This is a genomic window from Streptomyces sp. NPDC002790 (assembly GCF_040295505.1).
Lineage (GTDB): Bacteria > Actinomycetota > Actinomycetes > Streptomycetales > Streptomycetaceae > Streptomyces.
The window spans coordinates 1-18292 of sequence record NZ_JBEOVM010000007.1 but is presented as its reverse complement, the minus strand read 5'-3'; the positions used below and the strand labels follow the sequence as shown (position 1 = coordinate 18292).

At 69.9% G+C, this 18292-nt stretch carries 16 protein-coding genes and 1 pseudogene; 9 read left to right on the top strand and 8 right to left on the bottom strand.

Annotated features, from left to right (window positions below):
• Positions 1–115: 115 nt before the first annotated feature.
• Positions 116–526, top strand: coding sequence for a hypothetical protein (locus ABT004_RS06225; RefSeq protein ID WP_351331781.1), 411 nt, complete (start codon positions 116–118; stop codon positions 524–526).
• A gap of 260 nt (positions 527–786) precedes the next feature.
• On the opposite strand, the gene ABT004_RS06220 is transcribed toward ABT004_RS06225, so the two are convergent.
• A complete protein-coding gene (locus ABT004_RS06220; protein WP_351331779.1) occupies positions 787–1608 on the bottom strand; it encodes an IclR family transcriptional regulator in 822 nt (273 codons plus the stop codon).
• 143 nt (positions 1609–1751) lie between these two features.
• Between ABT004_RS06220 and ABT004_RS06215 the strand changes: the two genes are divergently transcribed.
• The 4 genes and pseudogenes from ABT004_RS06215 to ABT004_RS06200 all read left to right on the top strand — a co-directional run bounded on the left by ABT004_RS06215 (position 1752) and on the right by ABT004_RS06200 (position 6684).
• Positions 1752–2699 carry a 5-dehydro-4-deoxyglucarate dehydratase gene (locus ABT004_RS06215; RefSeq protein ID WP_351331777.1) on the top strand — a complete coding sequence of 316 codons (948 nt, stop codon included), beginning with the start codon at positions 1752–1754 and terminating at the stop codon, positions 2697–2699.
• Entirely contained in the window at positions 2696–3988 is a 1293-nt protein-coding gene (locus ABT004_RS06210) for a glucarate dehydratase family protein (RefSeq protein WP_351331775.1), read from the top strand. Before ABT004_RS06215 ends, ABT004_RS06210 begins: the two co-directional genes overlap by 4 nt.
• A 246-nt stretch (positions 3989–4234) precedes the next feature.
• Positions 4235–5523: pseudogene (locus ABT004_RS06205) on the top strand (MFS transporter).
• Positions 5524–6441: 918 nt separating this feature from the next.
• Positions 6442–6684, top strand: coding sequence for a hypothetical protein (locus tag ABT004_RS06200; RefSeq protein WP_351331773.1), 243 nt, complete (start codon positions 6442–6444; stop codon positions 6682–6684).
• A 246-nt stretch (positions 6685–6930) separates the two neighbouring features.
• Here the strand turns inward: ABT004_RS06200 and ABT004_RS06195 are convergent, their stop codons facing one another.
• Positions 6931–7323 carry a VOC family protein gene (locus ABT004_RS06195; RefSeq protein WP_351331771.1) on the bottom strand — a complete coding sequence of 131 codons (393 nt, stop codon included), beginning with the start codon at positions 7321–7323 and terminating at the stop codon, positions 6931–6933.
• A 540-nt stretch (positions 7324–7863) separates the two neighbouring features.
• Here ABT004_RS06195 and ABT004_RS06190 point away from each other — a divergent pair.
• Together ABT004_RS06190 and ABT004_RS06185 are read left to right on the top strand one after the other, a co-directional pair.
• Positions 7864–8022 (top strand): hypothetical protein, encoded by a 159-nt coding sequence (locus tag ABT004_RS06190; RefSeq protein WP_351331769.1) that lies wholly within the window; start codon positions 7864–7866, stop codon positions 8020–8022.
• A gap of 521 nt (positions 8023–8543) precedes the next feature.
• Positions 8544–9161, top strand: coding sequence for a hypothetical protein (locus tag ABT004_RS06185; protein ID WP_351331767.1), 618 nt, complete (start codon positions 8544–8546; stop codon positions 9159–9161).
• Positions 9162–9325: 164 nt separating this feature from the next.
• On the opposite strand, the gene ABT004_RS06180 is transcribed toward ABT004_RS06185, so the two are convergent.
• The gene (locus ABT004_RS06180) at positions 9326–10183 is read right to left on the bottom strand and encodes a sulfurtransferase (protein WP_351331765.1); all 858 of its coding nucleotides are present in this window, start codon (positions 10181–10183) and stop codon (positions 9326–9328) included.
• 292 nt (positions 10184–10475) lie between these two features.
• Here ABT004_RS06180 and ABT004_RS06175 point away from each other — a divergent pair, with 292 nt between their 5' ends.
• Positions 10476–11252: a VOC family protein gene (locus ABT004_RS06175; RefSeq protein WP_351331763.1), complete on the top strand. Its 777-nt coding sequence runs from the start codon at positions 10476–10478 to the stop codon at positions 11250–11252.
• A gap of 47 nt (positions 11253–11299) precedes the next feature.
• On the opposite strand, the gene ABT004_RS06170 is transcribed toward ABT004_RS06175, so the two are convergent.
• The 4 genes from ABT004_RS06170 to ABT004_RS06155 all read right to left on the bottom strand — a co-directional run bounded on the left by ABT004_RS06170 (position 11300) and on the right by ABT004_RS06155 (position 16720).
• Entirely contained in the window at positions 11300–11950 is a 651-nt protein-coding gene (locus tag ABT004_RS06170; protein WP_351331761.1) for a thymidine kinase, read from the bottom strand.
• Positions 11951–12014: 64 nt separating this feature from the next.
• Positions 12015–13202, bottom strand: a complete 1188-nt coding sequence (locus ABT004_RS06165; RefSeq protein ID WP_351331759.1) for an alkaline phosphatase family protein — start codon at positions 13200–13202, stop codon at positions 12015–12017.
• Positions 13199–13789 (bottom strand): DUF5998 family protein, encoded by a 591-nt coding sequence (locus ABT004_RS06160; protein WP_351331757.1) that lies wholly within the window; start codon positions 13787–13789, stop codon positions 13199–13201. The genes ABT004_RS06165 and ABT004_RS06160 overlap by 4 nt, the downstream gene beginning before the upstream one ends.
• Positions 13790–13879: 90 nt before the next feature.
• Positions 13880–16720, bottom strand: coding sequence for a bifunctional acetate--CoA ligase family protein/GNAT family N-acetyltransferase (locus ABT004_RS06155; protein WP_351331755.1), 2841 nt, complete (start codon positions 16718–16720; stop codon positions 13880–13882).
• Between the two features lie 188 nt (positions 16721–16908).
• Between ABT004_RS06155 and ABT004_RS06150 the strand changes: the two genes are divergently transcribed.
• Entirely contained in the window at positions 16909–17190 is a 282-nt protein-coding gene (locus ABT004_RS06150) for an HPr family phosphocarrier protein (RefSeq protein WP_351331753.1), read from the top strand.
• A gap of 181 nt (positions 17191–17371) precedes the next feature.
• On the opposite strand, the gene ABT004_RS06145 is transcribed toward ABT004_RS06150, so the two are convergent.
• Positions 17372–18058 carry a GntR family transcriptional regulator gene (locus ABT004_RS06145; protein ID WP_351331752.1) on the bottom strand — a complete coding sequence of 229 codons (687 nt, stop codon included), beginning with the start codon at positions 18056–18058 and terminating at the stop codon, positions 17372–17374.
• Positions 18059–18292: the final 234 nt, after the last annotated feature.

Here is an 18292-nt window from a genome sequence, read left to right as displayed (position 1 = left end):
TGAACCCACAAAAAAAAGGGGGCGCCTCAGTGGAGGCGCCTCCTGTGCTCGATGCTGCCTGGGGCGGGCGGGGGTTTCGTCATTGCCGTGGGGGTGGGCTGGGTACGCGTCCTGGGTGATAGACGAGAGCAGTGACGGGGACTGCTGTGTCTTCCTGCCCGATCTATGCGACCTGTGCGGCGTGGTGATCGCGGACGGTGGCGAGGTCTATGGACTGGTGCCGGATTCGTCGGCGGTTCATGCGGGGAGACGCGGCCAGGACGGGCTGCGTCTGGTGTGTGCGTGTTCCCCGGGGCACCTGGAGCTGCTGGATGAGCAGTACCGGCAACGGCCGTTCGTGGGCGAGGAATTGTGGGCGGGAAGGATCGTACGCGTCATGGACGGGCATCCTGGTGGCGAACTGTCCAGGGGACAGTTGGCGTATCCGGCCGGACTGCTGCCCGGGCAGATCGCAATGGCGGTGGCCTGGTTCAATGCGCGAGCCCGTGAGCGTTTCGGCGGTGGCGCGGAGGACTCCGCGCCGTGAATTTTCTGATGCGAGCGGGGCTGTTGTCTTTCGCGCGGGATGGTCGGGACGGCGAGTGCACCCCTTCCTCCGTGGCCCGGCCCTGACGGCTGGCCCCTGGCGGGAGACCTGTTCGACCTGAAGGTTCCATGACGGGGCGAGATCCGGCTTCTCGGGGAAGCAAGGGGCCTTGGGCCGGGCCCACGCCGTGGCGGGCGGATACGGGCCTGTACGCCGTGGGGCAGTGGTGGTAACCGGGTTCTACCCGGAAGGTCATGGGCTCAGCGCCAGTCGACCCCGCCCGCGCCCGTGCCCTGCGCCAGTCTTGCCTCGATCTCCTCGCGCACCTTCTGCATCACGGTCACAATCCGCCGCTCGCGCTCCTCGGTGAGTCGTGCCACCGGGACCGAGCAGCTGATCGCGTCCTGCGGCGGCGCTTCGCCGTTCACGCGCAGTGCGAAGCCGAATCCGACGATGCCGGTGACGCCCTCCTCGCGGTCGATCGAGTAGCCGCGTGCCCGCACCTGCGCGAGGTCGGCGATGAGCGCGGCCCGGGTGGTGCGGGTGCGTGGGGTCAGTGCCTCGTAGGGCGCGTCCGGCAGCGCCGTGTCCGGGTGGTGGGCCAGCAGCGCCTTGCCGAGTGCGCCCGCGTGGGCGGGAAACCAGCGCCCCACTCGGCTGAGGGTGCGGAGATACTCGTGCGACTCGCGGGTCGCGAGGTAGGCGATGTCCATGCCGTCGAGGCGGGCCAGGTGGATGGTCTCGCCGAGTTGCTCCGAGGCCTCGTCCAGGTAGGGGCGCACCATGCGGACCGCGGGGTCGGTGTCCAGATAGGTGGTGCCGGTGAGCAGTGTGCGCAGGCCGATTCCGTAGAGCGAGGCGGTGGCGTCGGTGCGTACCCAGCCGCGTGCGATGAGGGTCTGCAGCAGCGCGTACATGGAGCTGCGCGGTACGCCCAACGCGGCGGCGAGTTCCTGCAGTCGGGCAGGCCGGTCGCCGCGGTCGGCGAGGAGTTCGAGCAGTTCGACCGTGCGGGCGGCCGACTTCACCTCGCGCACGCCGGACTCGGACGGCCGGGCCACGGGCTCAACAGATTCGGGCATGGGGCGATCGTACGTACCGTCCTGACCTGCGTGTCCACGCCTGCACTTGATGCGGAATCGCTTGCTCGAACCCATTGACGAGGTGGTTTCCCGAGCCTAATGTCCATCCTCATGTGCGAACGTCATCTACATACGGAGACAGCATGGTGACTCGGACCCCCCTCGCCGGCACTGTGGCGCGGCTGCGCGACGGCATGGCCCAGGGCGTGCTGTCGTTCCCGCTCACCAGCTTCCAGGCCGACGGATCGCTCGACCTCGACGGCTTTCGCAGCTATCTCGCCGGGCAACTGGAGACGAACCCCGGCGCGCTCTTTCCGGCCTGCGGCACGGGGGAGTTCAGCGCGCTGGACGAGGACGAGTACGGCCAGGTCGTCGCGGCCGCCGTGGAGGTGACGGCGGGCCGCGTCCCGGTCGTGGCCGGGACCGGCTACGGCTACGCCCAGGCGCTGCGCTTCGCCCGTATCGCCGAGGACGCCGGAGCCGACGCACTCCTCGTCCTGCCGCACTACCTCAACAAGGCCCCGCAGGACGGGCTGGTCGAGCAGCTGAACCGGATCGCCGACGGCACCCGGCTGCCACTCATCGCCTATCAGCGTGACCACGTGACGTACGACGCGGAGACCGTCCGCCGGATCGCAGCGATCCCCGGCGTCATCGGCCTCAAGGACGGCCACAGCGACCTCGACCGGCTCCAGCGCAGCACCCTTGCCGCCCCCGACGGTTTCCTCTTCTTCAACGGCGCCCCGACAGCCGAGCTCCAGGCCCGCGCCTATGCCACGGTCGGCATCCCGGCATACTCCTCGGCCGTCCACGCCTTCGCCCCGGAGATCGCCAACGCCTTCTTCCAGGCCCTGTCGGCAGGCGACGACGGCCGCGTCGACAAGCTGCTCGCCGACTTCTACGTGCCCTTCGTGGAGCTGCGCGACCGGCGCCCCGGCTATGCGGTGTCCCTGGTCAAGGCGGCGGCCCGACTGCGCGGCCGCCCCGTCGGACCGGTCCGCGCGCCTCTGACCGACCCGACCCCGTCAGACCTAGCAGACCTCGAAGCACTGCTCACCACCGGCCTGAACCTCGTTGGAGCCACCCGATGAACGACCTGACGATCACCGACGTCCGGCTGACCCCGATCCTCGTCGCAGACCCGCCGCTGCTCAACGCCCAGGGGGTGCACCAGCCGTACACCCCCCGCCTGATCATCGAGGTCACCACCGCGGACGGGACCACCGGCCTCGGCGAGACCTACGGCGACACCAAGTACCTGGAGTTGGCCCGCCCGTACGCCGAGAAGCTGGTCGGCCGGTCCGTCGCAGACCTCAACGGCCTGTTCACCCTCGCCGACGAGGTCGCGGTGGCCGAGGAGCGGGTGACGAACCAGGTGGACGTGGGCGGCCTGCGAGGCGTCCAGACCGCCGACAAGCTGCGGCTGTCCGTCGTCTGCGGCTTCGAGGTCGCCTGCCTGGACGCACTCGGCAAGGCACAGGGCCTGCCGGTCCACGCCCTGCTCGGTGGCAAGGTGCGCGACGCCGTCGAGTACAGCGGCTACCTCTTCTACAAGTGGGGCGAGCACCCGAAGGGCGTCGAGTCCGAGGCGGACGACTGGGGCGAGGCCGTCGACCCGGCCGGCATCGTCGACCAGGCACGCAAGTTCACCGAGCGCTACGGCTTCCGCTCCTTCAAACTCAAGGGCGGCGTATTCGCGCCCGAGCAGGAGATCGCGGCGATACGGGCCCTCGCCGAGGCGTTCCCCGAAAGCCCGCTGCGACTCGATCCCAACGGCGCCTGGTCCGTCGAGACCTCCATCAAGGTCATCGAGGCGCTGCAGGACGTCCTTGAGTACATGGAGGACCCCACGCTCGGAACGCCCCATATGGCCGCCGTCGCCGCCCGTACCGACGTGCCGCTCGCCACCAACATGTGTGTGACGACCTTCGACGAGGTCAAGGAGGCGTTCATCCGCGACGCCGTCCAGGTCGTCCTGTCCGACCACCACTACTGGGGCGGCCTGCGCAACACCCTCGAACTCGCCGCCATATGCCGCACCTTCGGCGTCGGAGTGTCGATGCACTCCAACACCCACCTGGGTATCTCGCTCGCCGCGATGACACACGTGGCGTCCACCGTCCCGAACCTGCACCACGCCTGCGACTCGCACTACCCCTGGCAGTCCGAGGACGTGCTGAACGAGCGGATCGACTTCACGGACGGCAAGGTGACCGTCTCCGACGCCCCGGGCCTCGGTGTCACCCTCGACCGCGACAGGCTGGCCGTCCTGCACCAGCGCTGGCTGGACGACGACGGCACGATGCGCGAGCGCGACGACGCGGCCGCGATGCGCGTCGCCGACCCGGCCTGGAAATCTCCGGCCTTCCCCCGCTGGTGACACCAACTGCCTGACGGGAGCCGGGCGTTCGTCACACCCGGCCCCCGGCTTCTGGCTGCGGGAGTTCCCTGCCGGCGACACCCCGGCCTCGGCGACTCCCGCCCCTGCCGTACCCCGCATTCACGATCGGAGCCGCTCGTGTCCGCAGTACCCCACCGCGCCGTCAACGGCGCCGTGCAACACCCCCCGGCCGTCGAGTCCGCCATCAAGAAGATCTTCAAGCGCGTCATCCCGCTGTTCTTCATCATGTTCGTCGTGAACTACATGGACCGGGTCAACATCGGCTTCGCCAAGGACGAACTGAGCGCCGACACCGGTCTGTCGGCGGCCGCGTTCGGTGTCGGCGCAGGCATCTTCTTCATCGCTTACGCGATCTTCGAAGTGCCCTCCAACATCCTCATGGAGCGATTCGGGGCACGGATCTGGCTCACCCGGATCATGATCAGCTGGGGGGGGGCGTGGCCACCGCCATGGCCTTCGTGAACAGCGCCGAGATGTTCTACGTGCTGCGCTTCCTCCTCGGCGTCGCGGAAGCGGGCTTCTTCCCCGCAGTCATCTACTACTTCTCCCGCTGGCTCCCCGACTCCCACCGCGGCCGCGCCACCTCCATCTTCCTCATGGGCTCCGGCACGGCGACCGTCATCGTCGGCCCGGTCTCCGGCGCGCTCATGGAGATGCACGGCCTCCTCGGCCACGCCGGCTGGCAGTGGATGTTCTTCATCGAGGGCCTCTTCTCGGTCGTCCTCGGCTTCGTCGTCTACCGCTTCCTCGACAACAGCATCGAAAGCGCCGACTGGCTCACCGATGACGAGAAGCAGGGCCTCGTCGCCACGATCGACGCCGAACAGGCCGCCCGCGAGAGCAAACGAGGCACCGCGAAGGTCTCCCGCTGGAAGCTCCTCGCCGACCCCCAGCTGCTGCTCTTCCTCTGGATCTACGTCGCGATCAACGTCGCCCTGTACGCGGTGACGTTCTGGCTCCCCTCGATCGTCGACGACATGGGCAACCTCTCCGAGTTCCAGGTCGGCCTCCTCACCTCCGTCCCCTGGCTGTTCGCGATCGCCGCCGTCTGGGTCTCCGGCCGGATCTCCGACCGCTCGGGCAAGCGCCGCTCCCTGCTGATCACGCTCCTGCTCATCGGCAGCCTCGGCACACTCCTCGCCGTCTACGTCTCGCCGTGGCTCGGCCTCGGCGCCCTCTGCATCGCCGCGGTCGGCTTCAAGCCGGCTTCCCCCATCTTCTGGACCATCCCGCAGAACTACCTGGACGCCCGCGCCGCCGCCCCGGGCATCGCGCTCATCAACTCCATCGGCAACCTGGGCGGCTTCGTCGCCCCGACCGCCTTCGGCATCCTGGAAACCACGACGGGTTCCACCAAGGGGGGCCTGGTCGGCCTGACAGTGGTCGGAATTCTGGCCGCACTCAGCGTCCTTGCCGTTCGAGGAGGCGGCAGGAACGACAGCGCTGGAAGCGGGGCAGTGGACTCGGCAGCCGACGCCTCGTCAGCGGCCGATCCCAAACCCGCTTCCGCCTGACAGAGAGGACCGGTCGCCGCATCGCCCGGAAGCCCGGCTCTCCGCCCGACTGACGCTTCGACAGTCCCGGGTGGGAAACGTCAGGCTTCCGGGCGATGCCGCCCGGCGCGTGGCCGCCCGGACTCCCTGACGCGGGCCATGGGGTCGTGGGCGCTCGGGGCACCTCCCTCGCGCGCGAGGGAGGTGCCTCATTTCTGCGGGTGGGCGCGAGCAGGTCCTGAGGCACGGTCACTGTTCCAAGTGGGGGCGGCCGTACTGCGCTCATGCTCCAGACTCTCGTTTCGGGAAATCAAGGGCCGGGCAGCTGCTCGAAAGCGACTGCCCGAACACATGGGTTGAGCGCGAGGCACATGCCAATCAACGTCTTTCCAACTCAGCCCGTCACCGACCAGAACTTCAGAGGATCCGCACCCAACTCCCTTGCTGTCCGGGGCGATGGGTCGAAGGCCGATCTCGTCGGAACGTCCTAGACGTCGGCGCCCGGGAGTGGACCTGGCCGTCACTGCCGCTCAGCGGTCTCAGTCCCGGCCAAGAGCAAGGGGGGGAACGTCTTTGGAAATCTGGCGTACAACCAAAACCATGCAGACACAGGAAGCGTTCTGCGTGCGATGCGGCAGCGCAGACACCCGAGTTACCCGCCTGGGCGAGTCCAGAGCGCAAGGCAACTGCCTCCGCTGTGACCTGCCCTCCAACGCCCCCCGCCCCAGCTGCGGAGGCTTCCGCATCGACGGTTCCTTCGGCGTTTCCGGCACGCGGTTTGTGAACCTCCCGGAGACGGTGCAGTGCTGGGACTGCGGCCATCGCAATCGGCTACGCGACCCCGGACCCGAAGAGGAGAGCTGACGGCATGGAGCCGCGGCTCCATGCCGCCGGGAACGGCGCCGTGCGTCCTTCGCGCAGCTGACTCGTTGGGCTGGCATGACGACGTACAACACCGCTCCCCGGCCAGCTCCGAAGGCGGAGGGCGCGATCCCGACGAGAGTCCGCTTCGACCCGGGTGAGTCCCACGAGATCGACCATTGGCTCCTGGACCTGAGGGCTCAGACCGGCGTTCGCTGGGACAAGGCCGAGGTGATCCGTGAACTGCTCCGGATGGCGCGCGCGTCCGACGGCATCCTGCGCGACGCGCTGGTGGCCCGGGCAAAGCGGGTGGGCGCCTGACATGCGCGAGAGGGCACGCCCGACTCTGGCATGTCCCTCTCTAATGGGACGTCAGCGGCCAAGGTGCGGCGCTGCCGGGTGTGTCCTTGAGGTTCGTTCGCGCAGTCCATCCCAGTGCCATGAAGCGGGGCGCCCTCGAGCGGGTAAGGCCACGAAGGCCACGGCCACGGCATTCCGAGCCGCTCGCCGCGGGGTGGGGAACTAGTCACGCCCCGTCGCTGAGGCAGCCTGACCAGGGCCGAGCTGCTACTGGATCTCCTTGTGAACGGCCTCGATGTTGTTGCCATCGGGATCGCTGACGAACGCACAGTAGGCGCGATACTCACTCCAAAGCCGCGGAGTGTGCCGGGAGGCGCCTCCGGCTGCCACCGCAGCGGAGTGGAACGTGTCTACCGCTGCTCGACTCCCGGCGTCGAATGCGAGGTGCATCCCCCGAGTCGCCGTAGCGGACGGATCCGCGCGTTCCAACGACACCGAGGGAGTATCCCGATCCGGATGCCAATACTCGGCGACACCTTTTCCTCGATATCCGGCAGAGATCCCGAGCGGCTCAAGCGCCGCGGTGTAGAACCTTTCACTCGCCTCGAAGTCGGAGGCGAACACGCCAAGGTGATGGATGAAAGACATCGCTGATCCCATGACAGTGGAGCCTACGGCTGGATCAATCGATACCTCGAGATCAGGACCGCCAACCGGCGAACCTATGAGGTCAGAGCACTAGCGAGCTCACGTCGCCCAGCCGAGGCCGAGGCCGGCGAGCGCGGACAGCTAGCCCCTGCTGAGCTCCGCGCGTCGGCGAATGGTTCACCCCCAAGCTTGACCGGGTGCTTCCGGCCGAGCGGAACGAGTCAATCGCAAACCCGCCTCGGATAGCCCGCGAGCCAACTATCCGGCGTCTGCGCAACTTTGGTTTCGCGACGCCTGCGGTGCCGCAAGGATGCCGGGGGGCCTGTCCGCGCGGAGGGGCACGGAGTGCTGGAGACTGCATCCAAGGAGGGGTTTTGAGTTGGGTTCAGCCGGTCGCCAATGGCCTGCGGACGGATCACCCGGTTCCGGGCTTGCCGTTCATCAATGATGAGCGGTTGCCGTTGGAGAATCCCGACGCGATCGAGCGAAACGGGCCGTAACCAGGGTGAGGGGCTGTGGGGACGCACGGACCGTCTGCGCGGTGGGGGATGGGTGGCCTTCACGAGCGAAACGAAGAACCGCGCCTACGCGTGGGCCGTCCATCAGCACCCCGTTCACGGGCGCACCGTGCTGTTGATCCATGACGAGGACGTGAGCTCCCTTCACCACGAGTGGATGTTCGGGCGCAACGGGTTCCTCTACCGGCATTGAGGCTACTGGTGGGACGGAGCCGTATGGCACCGGCCCCAACTGTACGGAGACGTTGGTGGCGCGGGCGGCGACCGGGCCTCGTTCCGACTCCTCCGGATCCGCATCCTCACCCGACCATGAGCTTCACGGAACTGCGGTCTGAACCGGATTCAGATAGCGCCATCAACCGGCACATCCTCGGCCGCTGGGCCACGACCAGGGCCCACGCCACCGCTCGGCAGGACGGGTCGAGAGGCACGATCCGCCTGGGCGCCAACCTCGACCGCACTCGCGGCCGCCACGACGATCACCCCCTGTAACTGAAGGGTGTACCTCCAGATGTCGGCCGGGCAGAAGGGCCCTGTTGTGGCCGGGTATTTGGTCACTAACTGTGCACTCTTGAGGTGCTTTCACATGTCTGCGATGTCTCCTACGGAATGCCTTGATGTGTGCCGCCTAGCTTCATGAGTACGCGGTCGACACGACGCGTTCGACTCGATCGACCCACTCGAATCATTCGACTCATGGAAAGGGGCCGGCGCATGCAGACCTCTCGTATTGTCCGCACGACCCTGGCATCCGCCGTTATCGGTCTCGGTGCCGTGACCGCCCTCGCCGTGACTGCCGAGGCCGCTCCGGCCCATGCCGCCCCCGCGGCTACCGCCCGGCACGGTGACGCGGCGGGTCGTACCCAGACCCTGCCGCTCAGCGACGGCAGCACCGCGCACGTCACCGAGCTGGCGAACGGCACGTACCAGGCCTGGGTCACGCACAAGGGTGTGCGGATCGCGGCGCTCGACTCCGCGCACAAGAGTCAGCGCGTGCACGGTTACACGTACGTGCTCAACCAGGCGAACGGCTTCGTCGGAGTGACGCACCCCGGTGGCTGGCACAGCGAGCAGAACGTGCCGCAGCACCCCGCGAAGAAGGATGCGCGGCACAAGAAGCACCACAAGAGCCAGGTCGGCAAGACGCACGACGTGCGGCTCGCCGACGGTGACTTCGCCCATGTCACCAGGCTGGCGAACGGGACATACAAGGCCTGGATCACTCGGCACGGCGTGCGCGTCGCTGCCCTGGACGCCGGCCACAGCACGGCCCGTGCCCACGGCCACCACTACGTGCTCAATGCCCACACCGGAGCCGTCCACCTGCGCTGACGCTCCCGTCGGCGACCACACACGGCTACATCGAGCGAGCTTGATTTCGAACTCGCCGTGTTCGATGGCGCGGGGGACGGTCGGTGTGGCCGAGGAACGATTCGCCGGGCGGTGGGGGGGCCCCCCCCCGCCCGCCGCCCCCCCCCCCCTCTGCGTGGCGGTGGCTACTGCGGGTCCGGTCCCGTCGCCACCGGGCGCGCCTCGTCGGCGGACCACTGGGACCAGGAGCCGACGTACAGCTGGGCGTCGGTGCCCGCCACGGCGAGCGCCAGGATCTCGTGCGCGGCGGAGACACCTGAGCCGCAGTAGACGCCGACCTGGCCCGGATCACCGTTCGCGCCAAGGGACTTGAAGCGTTCCGCGAGCTCGGCGGCCGGCCGGAAGCGGCCGTCGCCGCCGACGTTCTCCGTGGTCGGAGCGGACACGGCGCCGGGGATGTGGCCGCCGACGCGGTCGATGGGCTCCACGTCGCCGCGGTAGCGCTCGGCGGCGCGGGCGTCCAGGAGGAGACCGGAGCGGGCCAGGGACGCGGCGGCATCCGCGTCGAGCAGTCCGGTGGCACCGGGTGCAGGCTCGAAGCTGCCCGGCTGCGGCGCCGGGGCCTTGGTCTCCAGGGGGCCGTCCCAGGCGTCAAGCCCGCCGTCGAGAACTCTCACGGACGGGTGACCCGTCCAGCGCAGCAGCCACCAGGCGCGCGCCGCGGCCCAGCCCTGGCCGCCGTCGTATACAACCACGTCGCGGTCCGCGGAGACGCCGGCCGCGCGCATCGCCGCACCGAATCCGGACAGCTCGGGCAAGGGGTGCCGGCCGTCGCCCGGCCCCGCGTGACCAGCGAGTTCCGTGTCGAGGTCGACGTAGACCGCGCCCGGCACATGGCCCGCCGTGTACTCGGCACGGCCGTCGAACGCCGGCGCACCGGCGGACTTGGCGAGGCTGAGCTGCCAGCGGACGTCGAGCAGCACGGGGGGCCGCCCGCCCGTCAACTCGCTCGCGAGTTCGGATGCGGAGATGATGGCATTCATGGGTCCATCCTTGCTCATGCTCTGGCCTGCGCGCTCCTGGTCGTATAGCGTGCTCGATCGACTACCGAGCGTATGTTGACCGGACATGGCGGGGCCGCGGCACCGAAACGTATGCGAAACACCGTTTCGGGCATCCTCCGCGGGGAGTCCGATGGTTTCGGCGCGGCCGAAGAGCGTCGTACGGCACCGAGTGCCACCATCGGCACGGGCGCCACCTGAGATACGGGCGCCACCTGACATTGAGAGCCCGAGCCGCGGGCCCCGAGGGTTCCGTTCCGAGGAGAGAGTGACGATGACCGAGGCAGCAGCCCGGCGCGCACCGGGCACCCCTTGCTGGGTGAGCCTGATGGTGCACGACATGGCCGCGACCCAGGAGTTCTACGGGGCGCTGTTCGGCTGGGAGTTCAGGCCCGGCCCCCAGCAGCTCGGCCCGTACGCGCGGGCGCTCCTCAACGGCAGGGAAGTCGCCGGCATCGGCCAGCTGCCGCCCGGCCGCCAGCTGCCGATCGCCTGGACCCCCTACATGGCCTCGGACGATGTGGACGCGACGGCCGAGACGGTACGGCACTGCGGCGGCACGGTGGGCGTGGGCCCGCTGGACGCCGGGGAAGCAGGCCGGCTGGCGATCGGCTCCGACCCCGCGGGCGCGGTGTTCGGAATCTGGCAGGCCGCCGGGCACGTGGGGTCGGCGGTGACCGGGGTGCCGGGTGCGATGGCGTGGAACGAGCTGGTGACGCGGGAGACCGCGAGCGTCGCGAAGTTCTACCAGGCGGTCTTCGGATACACCGAAGAGGCCGTCGTCTCCGCCGACTTCGACTTCCTGACCCTGCACCTGGCGGGCCGCCCCGTGGCCTCCGTGCACGGCGTCGGCCACGCCCTGCCCCGTGGCCAGGGCCCGCGTTGGATGACGTACTTCACGGTCAGGGACGTGGACGAGTCGGTGGAACGCGCCGCCGACCTGGGCGGCCACGTGGTGTCCGCCGCCCGCGAGGGCTCGCACGGACGGGTGGCCACGGTGGCGGATCCGGAGGGCGCGGAGTTCTCGGTGGTGGCGTCTCCGGCTGCGTAGGTGGAGCGTCTCCTGGGGCCTGCGTTTCCCGGGGACCCGTGTTTCGCTCAGGCCGAGCCGACCGGCAGCACGTCCGGGGAGAGCGCTGCCGCGTGCGCCGTCGCACTCGTCATCCGCCGCCGATGGTGCCGCCGGCACAGCACCTCGTAGCCGATCTCGTCCGCCATGTGGTCCACGTCGCCGACGACGACCTGGGCGCCTTCGACGACCATCGCGCCGTTGACCGTACGGGCGTTGTGCGTGGCACGGGCACCGCACCAGCACAGCGCCTCGACCTGCAACACCTCTACGCGGTCGGCGAGTTCGACCAGGCGCTGCGAGCCGGGGAACAGCTTGGAGCGGAAGTCGGTCGTGATGCCGAAGGCGAAGACGTCCAGTTCCAGCTCGTCGACGACGCGGGCGAGCTGGTCGATCTGCTCCGGCGCGAGGAACTGTGCCTCGTCCGCGATCAGGTAGTCCACCCTGCCACCGTGCGAGAGGTGGTCGACCACGTACCCGTAGACATCCAGGTCGTCGGCGACCTCCACGGCGTCCGTGACCAGGCCGAGGCGGGAGGAGAGCCTGCCCTCCCCCGCACGGTCGTCGCGGGTGAAGATGAGGCCCTGGAGGCCGCGCGCCGAGCGGTTGTGCTCGATCTGCAGAGCGAGGGTCGACTTCCCACAGTCCATCGTTCCGGAGAAGAACACCAGCTCGGGCATGGGAAGTTGAGCACCTTTCGCGTGACGTGAGGGGGTTGCCGAAGTGATCGGTGGGGCCGGTGGGTCAGGACCGTACTTCCAGCAGTGGTACGAGCTGCTCCGCCGGGGTCATCGAGCCGTGGTTGCCGACCATCAGGGATTCCTTCGGCTCGCTTCGTGAGGCGATGAGGACCACGTCGTCACGGGCCGCGGCGATGACGTCACCGAGCCGGTCGTACACACGTTGATCAACCTGTGGCCCGAACCAGCCGGCCGCGATGGCCTCGTCGCGCGAGGCGATCCAGAACTGCTCACCGAGCACCTCGCGCCACACCGTGAGCACGTCACCCGCCGCGCCCGGCACCGCGTACACATGGCGGGCGCGGCCCTCGCCACCCAACAGGGCGACGCCCGCGCCCAGTTCCCAGTCGTCGTCGAAGTCGATACGGGACTGCTCGTCGAAGGGGATGTCGACCATGCCGTGGTCGGCGGTGACGTACAGGGCGCTGCGCGGCGGCAGTTGCTCGGCGAGGCGCTGCGCGAGGCGGTCGACGTACATGAGCTGGCCGCGCCAGGGGTCGGAGTCGACGCCGAAGCGGTGCCCCTTGCCGTCGACCTCGCTGTAGTACGTGTAGACGAGCGACCGGTCCCCCGCGGACAGCTGCTCGGCGGCCAGGTCCATGCGGTCCTCGCCGGAGAGGCGTCCGTGGAACGTGCCGCCGCTGAGGGCGATCTTGGTGAGGGGCGTCGACTCGAAGTGCGGCGCGGACACCTGTGCCGTGTGCACGCCCGCCTCGTGGGCGCGCTGGAAGATCGTGGGGTACGGCTGCCAGGTCCGCGGCTTCGTCCACGGCTTCCAGCGGAGCTGGTTCATCAGCTCGCCGGTGTCCGGGTTGCGCACGGTGTAGCCGGGCAGGCCGTGCGCGCCGGGCGGCAGACCGGTGCCCACGGAGGCGAGGGAGGTCGCGGTGGTCGCCGGATAGCCCGCGGTGATCGGGCGGCCGGTGCCGCCGCGCGAGGACGATATGAGCGAGCTGAGGAACGGGGCCTCGTCCGGATGCGCCCTGAGCTGCTCCCAGCCCAGGCCGTCGATCAGGAACACGCAGGCGCGGTCGACCGGCTGCAGCTCGGGGATGGCGGCGGTACAGCCGGGCACGCCCAGGTGGGTGCCGATGGTGGGCAGTAGATCGGCGAGGGATCCGGTGCCGTACGCCGGGACGGGAGCGGAGTGGACGGGCAGCGGCTCTACGTCGTCCCAGGCGGCCTGCGTCATCGGCGGCCGGCGTCCGCGATGGCCTCGGAGAGGGACTGGGCGAAGGTGAGGGCCTGGCGCACGGTCTCCGGGCCGTCCCCTGCCTCGCTGACGCGCAGGCTCAGGTCGTCCGCGGTCGTGCTGCCCGTGTATCCGTGGTCCGCCTCGCAGTTGGGGTCACCGCAGGTCGCCGGCTCCATGTCGATGCGGGACACGGCGCCCCAGCCGATGGTGAGGACGACCTCGCGGGGCAGCGACCCCGGGACGTACTTCTCCGGATTGGCGACGACGCGGCTGAGCACGACCGACGAGATCCGGCCGATCTGCACGGACTCCGTCGACGTCGTCGCGTACGACGTCGGGGACGTGCTGTCCGCCGCCTGCTCGTCGGTGTGGCTGACGATGAAGCGGCTGTCGGTCAGGACCAGGACGGTGACATGCCGACGGACTTCGTTCGCGTCGAACGTGGTCTCCTGGTGCACCAGATATGACGAGATCGGCTCGCCGCCGACCGAGGCCTCCACCGCCTCGGCCACAAGAGCCGGGTAGTAACCGCTGCGCTCGATCGCCGCTCGCAGCCCTTGGGTCGTCGTACTGGTCTTGGCCATGGGGTCCATCCTAAGGCCCGCAAAGAGACTGCCGATGCCCCTGTGGATAACTCTCCGTGAGGGCTTCGGACGGGGTGGTCGCGAAGTGGTTCAGTACGCGTCGGGCAGGGTGCGCGGGCCGAGGTCGTCACGGGCGGGCGGCGGCGCGAGCCGGACGGAGGCGCCGAGGACGGTCAGCCCGCGCTCCGCCACGACGACCGGTTCGAGGGCGACGCCGACGACCTCGGGGTGGTCGTCGACCAGGCGCGACACCCGCTGCAGCAGCTCCTCGAGCGCGGGCGTGTCGACGGGGGCCGCGCCGCGCCAGCCGAACAGGATCGGGGACGTCTTGATGGACCGCACGATCGCCTGCGCGTCCTTGTCGGTCACCGGGATCAGCCGGTGCGCGGTGTCACCGAGCAGTTCGGAGGCGGCGCCGGCGAGCCCGAAGGAGAGCACGGCGCCCGCGGCCGGGTCTATGACGGCGCGCACGACGGTGTCGACTCCGCGCGGTGCCATCGACTGCACGACCGGCCGCAGTTCGGCCGGCTTGCCGAGCCGCTGGGTCAGGTCTTCGTAGGCGCGCCGCAGCTCTCCCTCGCCGGTCAGGTCCAGGCGTACGCCGCCCAGGTCGGGGCGGTGCCGCAGGTGCGGGGCCGTCGTCTTCAGGGCCACCGGGTAGCCGAGCGTGTGTGCTGCCGCCGCGGCCTCGTCCGGGCCGGGTGCGGGCGTGGTGGCGCGCACGTCGATGCCGTAGCGGGACAGCAGCGCGCGGGCGTCCTCCGGGGCGAGGTCGGCGCCTCGCGGGTCGCTCTCCTTGGCGAGCAGTTCCGCGATGAGGTCGGCGGCCCCCTGTTCGTCGACGGCGTCGTACTCGGGCACCTTGCCGGGCGCGGCCGTGTCCCGTCGCCACTGGCCGTACTTGGCCACCTGGGAGAGCGCGCGGACGGCGCGCTCGGCGGCCGGGTAGGCGGGGATGAGGCGCGGCGCGGGCTCCGCTTCCGCGGGAGGCGGCAGTTCCTCGGAGACCGTCTCGGGGGTGGTGCGGTGCGGTGGCGTGTCCGGCGCGTTGGGTCCCGTGCTGGCCGCGGCGGAGAGTGCTTCCGCGAGGCCACCGAGCTCGACGTGGACGACGAGCACCGGCTTCGTGGGGCCGGTGGCGGCTGCCGCGCTCAGGGCGGCCGCGAGTTCCGCGTCTTCCGAGGGGCCCTCCCCCACGGCGGGGATCGCGGTGACCACGACGGCGTCCGTCTTCTCGTCGGCCAGTGCCTGCTCCAGAGCCGCCCGGAAGTCGGCGGCGGACGCGGCGGTCGTCAGGTCCAGCGGTGGCTTGGGGCGCAGCCCTTCGGAGAGGCACACGTCGTACGTCAGGAGGCCCAGTGACTCCGAATTGCCGAGGATGGCGACGCGTGGCCCCTCGGGCAGCGGCTGGCGGGCCAACAGGAGGCCGGTGTCCACGAGTTCGGTGATCGTGTCGACCCGGATGACCCCCGCCTGCCGCAGCAGCGAGGACACGGTGGCGTACGGGAGGCGGGTGGCCCGCACCGCGTGCCCCGTCGGCGCGATGCCGCTGTGCCGGGCGCCCTGCACGACCACGAGGGGCTTGGCGGCGGCCGCGCGGCGGGCGAGGCGGGTGAACTTGCGGGGATTGCCGATCGATTCGAGGTACATGAGGGCGACGTGGGTGTCCGCGTCGTCGTACCAGTACTGCAGGACGTCGTTCCCGGAGACGTCCGCGCGGTTGCCCGCGGAGACGAACGTGGAGACCCCGCTGGCTCCGGTAACGCCCCCGCCCCTGCGGTGCAGGCGGGACAGAAGCGCGATGCCGATGGCGCCGGACTGGGCGAACAGGCCGATGTGTCCGGGACGCGGCATCTCGGGGGCGAGCGAGGCGTTGAGCCGTACCTCAGGTGACGTGTTGACGATTCCGAAGGCGTTCGGCCCGACGATGCGCATCCCGTAGCTGCGGGCCTGGCGGACCAGGGCGCGCTGGCGCTCGCGGCCCTCCTCCCCGCTCTCGGCGTAGCCGGCGGAGACCACGACGAGGCCCTGCACGCCGCGCTCGCCGCATTCGGCGACGACTTCGGGGACGTCCGGGGCGGGCACGGCGACGACGGCCAGGTCGACCGTGGCGGCCGGGTCGATGTCGCGTACGGAGCGGTGGGCGGGCACGCCGTCGATCTCGGTGACGTCGTCCCCGAACGCCTGGTTCACCGCGTACAGGCGGCCCGTGAAACCGGCGTCCTTCAGGTTGTCGAGAACGCTGCGGCCCACTCCTCCGGCGGCACGCCCCACGCCGATCACGGCGACGGAGCCGGGGGCGAGCAGGCGATGCACCGAGCGGGCCTCGGCGCGCTGCTCGCGCGCGTGCTGCACCGCGAGCGAGGCCTCCGTGGGCTCGATGTCGAACTCCAGGCGGACGACGCCGTCCTCGAAGCTGCGCTTCTGCGTGTACCCGGCGTCCCGGAACACCTTGATCATCTTGCTGTTGGCGGGCAGCACCTCGGCGGCGAACCGGCGGATGCCGCGCTCGCGGGCGACGGCCGCGATGTGCTCCAGGAGCGCCGAGGCGACGCCCCGGCCCTGGTGGGCGTCCTGCACGAGGAAGGCGACCTCCGCCTCGTCGGCCGGCGCGGTCGCCGGCCTCCCCTGCGCGTTGATCCGGTCGTAGCGCACCGTGGCGATGAACTCGCCGCCCACCGTGACGGCGAGACCGACCCGGTCCACGTAGTCGTGATGGGTGAAGCGGTGCACGTCCTTGGCGGACAGGCGGGGGTAGGGCGCGAAGAAACGGTAGTACTTCGACTCGTCCGAGACCTGCTCGTAGAAGCTGGTCAGATGCTCGGCGTCCGCGGTCGTGATGGGCCTGATCCGCGCGGTGCCGCCGTCGCGCAGCACGACGTCGGCCTCCCAGTGGGCGGGATACTCATGCCGGTCCGACGGGGTCTCCATGCCGCAAGAGTAGGGCCGGGCACTGACAGATGACGGCCTGTCGTACGGGTCGCGGCCCGTGCGTACGGGAGGCACGCTATGGAGGACCGAAGGGCCGTGCCGGTGAGGACCTGGGTCCGCGTCACGCACGCCTTACGATATGGAACACTGGTCTAGACAACCGTGAGACACCTGAAGGGCAGCATCACATGGCTGAGCGCCGCGTCAACGTCGGCTGGACCGAGGGCCTCCACGCCCGCCCCGCCTCCATCTTCGTCCGCGCCGCCACGGCGGCCGGCGTTCCCGTGACGATCGCCAAGGCCGACGGCAACCCCGTCAACGCCGCCTCCATGCTGGCCGTGCTCGGCCTGGGCGCGCAGGGCGGCGAGGAGATCGTGCTGGCCTCCGACGCCGAGGGTGCGGACGCCGCGCTCGACCGTCTGGCGAAGCTGGTCGCCGAGGGTCTCGAGGAGCTCCCCGAGACCGTCTGACACAAAGACAAAAGCAGTACGGCTGAGCCGCGCGTTCCCTTTTGGGACGCGCGGCTTTTTCGTTCACGATTGCGGAGCGAATTGAGCGACAGGGAATAGGAAGAAACAGGCAGCCAATTTTCCCCGCACCTCGTTCAATCCATTCACCGAATAGTGCACTTCTTTGTATACGGCGCTGTTGTTAAGCCTGGCGCCCCACCGTGTTGACTGCATGTTGCGAAGTCCTCACGCGCCCGCCCGCGCGGGGGACGCGCAGCCTGTGGGCGGCGGCCGCACGCTCCGCGTGCAGGGTGGTCAGGGCGCGGGCACGCTCCGCGTCGCCCCGCGCCACGGCGTCGACGATGGCACCGTGCTCGGCCCAGGACTCGGCCGGCCGGGCCGGGCTCTCCACGGCGTACATCCAGGCGATCTTGTGGCGGAGCTGGGTGAGCAGGGTGATCAGGCCAGGGCTGCCCGAGGCCTGGGCGAGCGTCTCGTGGAACCAGCTGCCGAGAGAGCGCAGATCCTCGCTCTCACCCCGCCGGGAGCGCTCCTGCCCCAGCCTGACCAGGCCGCGCAGCACCTTGAGGTGGGCCTCGGTGCGGCGCTGCGCGGCGCGGGCGGCGCCCATGGGTTCGAGCAGCATGCGGATCTCCAGGAGGTCGGCCGCCTCCCGCTCGGTGGGTTCGGCCACGCACGCGCCCGCGTGCCTGCGCGTGACGACGAACCCCTCCGCCTCCAGGGTGCGCAGCGCCTCACGGACAGGCACGCGCGAGACCCCGTAGCGACGCGCGAGCAGTTCCTCGGTGAGCCGGCCACCGCGCTCGTAGACGCCGGCGACGATGTCGTCGCGGATCGCTGTGCATACCGACTGTGCGGGAATGCGCATGACTCGGCCTCCGCCTCGATGCCCGCGATACGCGGTCGATTGACACCCGGTCAAGCGCGAATGGCACGCGGCCGGAACGTTTACCCCGTGACTCTATTCCACCGGACTTGAATTTCCGACGAGGGGACTGAATCCGGGGATATTTTTTGGACATCGCGACCCCACGCACGCGAAAGCCCCGGCTCGGTGAGCCGGGGGGTTGGGGGGCGGGGGGTGTTGGGGGTCAGTCGGTGA